Annotated in this window: 6 protein-coding genes; all 6 read right to left on the bottom strand. The window is 63.0% G+C overall.

What is annotated here, in order from left to right; translation table 11 throughout:
* Positions 1-143 precede the first annotated feature (143 nt).
* Genes HX875_RS32555 through HX875_RS32530 form a run of 6 tightly spaced genes read right to left on the bottom strand, consistent with a single transcriptional unit; the run spans position 144 to position 4,390 of the window.
* Entirely contained in the window at positions 144-1,190 is a 1,047-nt protein-coding gene (locus tag HX875_RS32555) for an EscU/YscU/HrcU family type III secretion system export apparatus switch protein (protein WP_177049019.1), read from the bottom strand.
* A gap of 3 nt (positions 1,191-1,193) precedes the next feature.
* Positions 1,194-2,006, bottom strand: a complete 813-nt coding sequence (sctT, locus tag HX875_RS32550) for a type III secretion system export apparatus subunit SctT (RefSeq protein ID WP_003208312.1) — start codon at positions 2,004-2,006, stop codon at positions 1,194-1,196.
* A gap of 6 nt (positions 2,007-2,012) precedes the next feature.
* Complete coding sequence (locus tag HX875_RS32545) at positions 2,013-2,282, bottom strand: EscS/YscS/HrcS family type III secretion system export apparatus protein (RefSeq protein WP_010167085.1); 270 nt, start codon at positions 2,280-2,282, stop codon at positions 2,013-2,015.
* A 10-nt stretch (positions 2,283-2,292) separates the two neighbouring features.
* Entirely contained in the window at positions 2,293-2,946 is a 654-nt protein-coding gene (gene sctR, locus HX875_RS32540) for a type III secretion system export apparatus subunit SctR (RefSeq protein ID WP_003208316.1), read from the bottom strand.
* Entirely contained in the window at positions 2,943-3,944 is a 1,002-nt protein-coding gene (sctQ, locus tag HX875_RS32535) for a type III secretion system cytoplasmic ring protein SctQ (RefSeq protein ID WP_177049018.1), read from the bottom strand. The genes sctR and sctQ overlap by 4 nt, the downstream gene beginning before the upstream one ends.
* Positions 3,941-4,390 carry a hypothetical protein gene (locus HX875_RS32530; protein WP_177049017.1) on the bottom strand — a complete coding sequence of 150 codons (450 nt, stop codon included), beginning with the start codon at positions 4,388-4,390 and terminating at the stop codon, positions 3,941-3,943. The genes sctQ and HX875_RS32530 overlap by 4 nt, the downstream gene beginning before the upstream one ends.
* Positions 4,391-4,468 lie beyond the last annotated feature (78 nt).

Raw genomic sequence — 4,468 nt, 5'->3', positions numbered from 1 at the left:
AGCCAACTGGCACACCCTAAATCCAATGTGGGAGCTGGCTTGCCTGCGATGGCAATGTATCAGGCACCCACTTCAGTGCCTGACCCACCGCTATCGCAGGCAAGCCAGCTCCCACATTTTGTTCGGTGTTCGGCTCGGGATCGTCAGATCAACCGCGCCGCCACCAGCCAATCCGCCACCGCCTGGAACGAAGCATCCGGCACCGGATCTCCCGGCACGGTTTTCCTGGCAATCGCCTCCGCCAAAACCCTGTCCGGCGCCTGCGGTATCCCTAAGTCAAACGCCTCCTGCAACATCCCCAACGCCTCCTCCGGCGAAGCCCGGCACACCACCACCGGCACCGGGGTCTCGCCACGCACATAACGCACGCCAATCACCCAGCCATCGGTGGTACCAATCATCATCGACGCGCGGCCCAACCCCAGCTTGGTGGCCAACGCCTGCATTTCCTGGCGCTGGCGCCGCCGCTCGCTCTTGATCAGCGGGTCGCCATCAATGTCCTTACGTTCGCGCTTGGTCTCGCTGCGGGTCATTTTCATGTCGCGGCCGAACAGCCAGCGCTGCATCAACACGTCCACCCCGCCCACCAGGATGAACGCCGCGAGCACGGTGAACACCAGCGGCTTGAGCACCAGGAAAAACGTCGATTCGATACACCCGGCGCCACACCGCGAAGACTCCATCAACGCCTGCAACGCATGTCGCCCCACCACGTAGAACGCCACCGCCAGCACATGCACCTTGATCAGGCCCTTGATGAACTCCACAAAGTTGCGCAGGGCAAACAGCTTCTTGAAGCCTTCCGCGGGGTTGATGCGCTTGAACTCCGGCTTGATCGGCTCCACGGAAAACACAAAGCCACGCATGGTGATGATATTGGTCAGGATCACCACACCCGTAGTCACCGCCATCACCGGCAAGGTGATGCCGATCACCAGTTGCTCGGCATGGTCCAGCACCCGTGGCCACACCGTGGCGAACGGTTCGATGTAGATCTGCGCGGTGAGGTCGATCAGCGCCGTGACCTGGGCCTGGGCCCGGGGCGCAAGGATGGAAATGCACAGGGTGCAAAACAGGATGACCATGCCCGAGACCAGGTCCTGGCTCTTGGCGACCTGGCCCTTCTTGCGCGCGTCCTTGAGCTTTTTGTCCGTGGCCGGCTGGGATTTTTCTTCGCTGGTATCGCCCATACGCTACTCCATGCCCGCCAGGGTTTTCAGCAGTTCCACCGTGCCGCGAAATTCCGCCAACTGGTCCAGCATCAATGGAATCAGGAAGCCGATGTAGATCACCATCAGGATCGAGAAAAACAGGTTTTTCACCGGCAGCGACAGGTCGAAAATATGCAGGTTCGGCGCCATGCGTGACAGGTAAGCCAGCATCAAATCGGTGACCAGCAGCGAGATGATCAGCGGCGACACCATGAGCACCCCGACGCGCATGATCTGGTCGAGAATCGACAGCACCGCCAGCAACGCCGAGCTGGCGAACACCGGGGTAAACGCGGTCACCGGCCACAGTTGGTAGCTGTGGTAATAGCCGTCGACCATCAGGATAAAACCGCCGGACATGAAGAACAGCGTGATCAGCATCACCGTCAGTAAGGTGGACATCACACTCGACTCCCCGGTGGACAGCGGGTCCACCAGTTGCGCCATGGTCGAGCCGCGCTGCAGGTCGATCAACTCCCCCGCCACTTCCGCCGCCCAGAACGGTATGCCGAACAACAGGCCGATCAGGATGCCGATCAGGAATTCCTTGATCAGCAACCCGGCGATAAACAGGCTGCCGTGGTTGGGCATCGAGGTCATGGCGTCGAACACCGGCATGAACATCGGGATCGAAATCGCCACGGCCACGCAGCCGCGAATCATCCCGGTGAGCCCGAGGCGGTTGAACGCCGGGGTGATCACCACTACGCCCATGGCCCGGCAGGCAGCCAGCGACGCCGAGCTGATCACCGGGTAGGCGACTTCCAGAAACTGTGCGGTAAGGCTGGCATCCATGGGCGGTCAGCGCGTCCACAAGGGGAAATTGTCCAGCACCTGGCCGCCGAGTTCCGCCACTTGCCCGGCCAGCACCGGGCCCAGGAACACGATGGTCAACAACACCGCCACCAGCTTCACCACCTGGGGCAAGGTCTGGTCCTGGATCTGGGTCAGCGCCTGGAACAGGCCCACGCTCAAGCCGACGATAATCGCCACCCCCAGCGCCGGCGCAGAGAGCATCAGCACGGTCATCAGTGCCTGTTTCATCAGTGACAGGAAAACGTCCTGGCCCATGGGTCGTGCCTCAGCCGTAACTCAGAATCAAACCGTGCATCAGGCGCGACCAGCCGCTCAATGACACGAACAGGAAGATTTTCAGCGGGATCGAAATCAGGTTCGGCGAGACCATCGACATGCCCATCGCCATCAACACGTTGGACACCAGCAAATCCACCACCAGGAACGGGATGTACAGCAAAAACCCGATCTCGAAGGCCCGGGTCAGCTCCGAGCTGACGAACGCCGGGATCAGCACCACCAGGTCGTCATCGCGCAGGTCGGCACGGGCTTCCGGCGACCAGATGGTCTCGGTGGCCTGCACGAAAAACCCGCGCTCGGACTCGTTGGCGAAACGCGCCAGGTGCGCCTGCAACGGCGGGCGCAAGGCATCGCCGAGGTCCTTGAGTTGCTCGACGTGCTCGATGTTCAGGTCGCGCCCCTCCACCTGGCGGTACATGTCGCCAATCAACGGCGTGGTGACATACACCGACAGAATCAGCGCGATGCCGTACAGCACAAGGTTCGGCGGGGTCTGCTGCACGCCCAGGGCGTTGCGGATCAGGAACAGCACCACCGATATTTTCATGAAGCCGGTGAGGGTCACCACCGCCAACGGGATCAACCCGATGGTGGCAACCACCAGGATGATCTCGATCAGGTTCGGCTGATAACCGGTCATGGGGTGGCGAAACTCAGCAGGCGCACGCCCAGGCCGTCACCGATTTTCACCAGTTGGCCCTGGCCGACGCGGCGGCCGTTGACCATCAGGTCGACGCCATCCACGGTCGGGGTATTGAGTTGCAGCAGGCTGCCCGCGCCCAGTTCCCGCAACTGCGCAAGGGTCAGTTCCAGGCTGCCGACCTGGCACACCAGCTTGAGGGGCAAATCGTCCAGGGCGGCGGCGGCATCGACATCAGTCATTGTGTTCTCCATGTCCAAAAGGGGCGTTTTCAAAGCTTCCTGTAGCTGCAGCGACGCGCCGTCACACTGGCAGCGGGCTTGCAAGCGGCCCTCGAGGTCCAGCAGCCAGCCGCTGCCGGGTTCGAGCATCAGCACATCGCCGGGCTGCAAGCTGCGCAACTCGCCGAGACTCAGCCATTGCCGCCCGGCCACCACCGACAGGGTCTGGCGCAGCGCGGGCAACGGGTCGGCCTCGATCTGGCCGTGCTGCTCCAGCAACTGCGCCACCAGCAGCGCGGCGCTTTCGCTCAAGTCCAGCTGGGCGGCCATGGGCGGGGTGTTGCCGAAGGTCAGGGTCAACGCCAGGTGCACGGCGTAAGGCCGTTGTTCTTCATGGGTTTCGAGTAACTGCACGGGGTGGCCGAGCAAGGGTTCGAGGCGCTCGATCAGATCCAGCACGGCCAGTTCCAGCAGCAGCGAGCGCGGCAATGACGGCAGCACTTGCGCGTCGAACTGCAACGCCAGCGGCACCAGCACCTGCTGCACCGCGTCGGCCGAGAGGCGCAGGCGCGCCGGAGATTGCCCGAGCAGCAGCAACACGTCCCGGGGTGTTTTCAGCGGCTGGGGATCGGCGGCCCAGGCGACGCTCAAGTCCTGCCCGGCACAACGGCCCTGCCATGCATGGCGCCGGCGGTGCAGTTGGTTATGCAGCGGGAGCAGCGCCGGGTCATAGTGTTCAAGCCAGGGCGCCAACGGGTCGGCAAGGGCCACGATCATGTGCCGAGCCCTTGTTCTTCGCGCAGCTCGCCGGCGACACGCTCACTGTTTTCGCGCCCGTCCAGCAGGCTTCGCCAGGCGTCGGACTGGCGCTGTCGGTTCAGGCGTTCCTGGCGGAACAGGTCGCGCTCACGCTCCTGGGTTTGCAGGGTGCTGGACACCTGGCTGATGTCGCCCTCAAGCAGTTGCTCAGCGTCGGACAAGCCCCGCAGGCGATCCTGGGCCGCCTGCCAACTGGCCACCGACAGGCCTTCGGTCAGCGAGGCGTAGATCTCACCGGCTTCACGGGCGACGGCTTCACGGTGCAGGCGCAATTGTTCCTTGGCGTCGCTCAGGGCGCCGTGGGTTTGCGCGCAGCGTTGCTGTTGCGCCGCCAACTGGCTGGCCGCCCGTTGTTCACGCAGCACCCGCAGGGTTTGCAGGGTGCGTAGTTGTTCAGTCTTCATCGGTTCTTTCTCTCCATCGTCATACCAACACCGCACTCGCTGAGTGCATGAAGATTGAATGTGGGAGCTGTCGAGCCC

The sequence above is a fragment of the Pseudomonas yamanorum genome, from assembly GCF_013386765.1.
Taxonomy (GTDB): domain Bacteria; phylum Pseudomonadota; class Gammaproteobacteria; order Pseudomonadales; family Pseudomonadaceae; genus Aquipseudomonas; species Aquipseudomonas yamanorum_A.
This window is presented reverse-complemented; position numbering and strand designations above follow the sequence as displayed.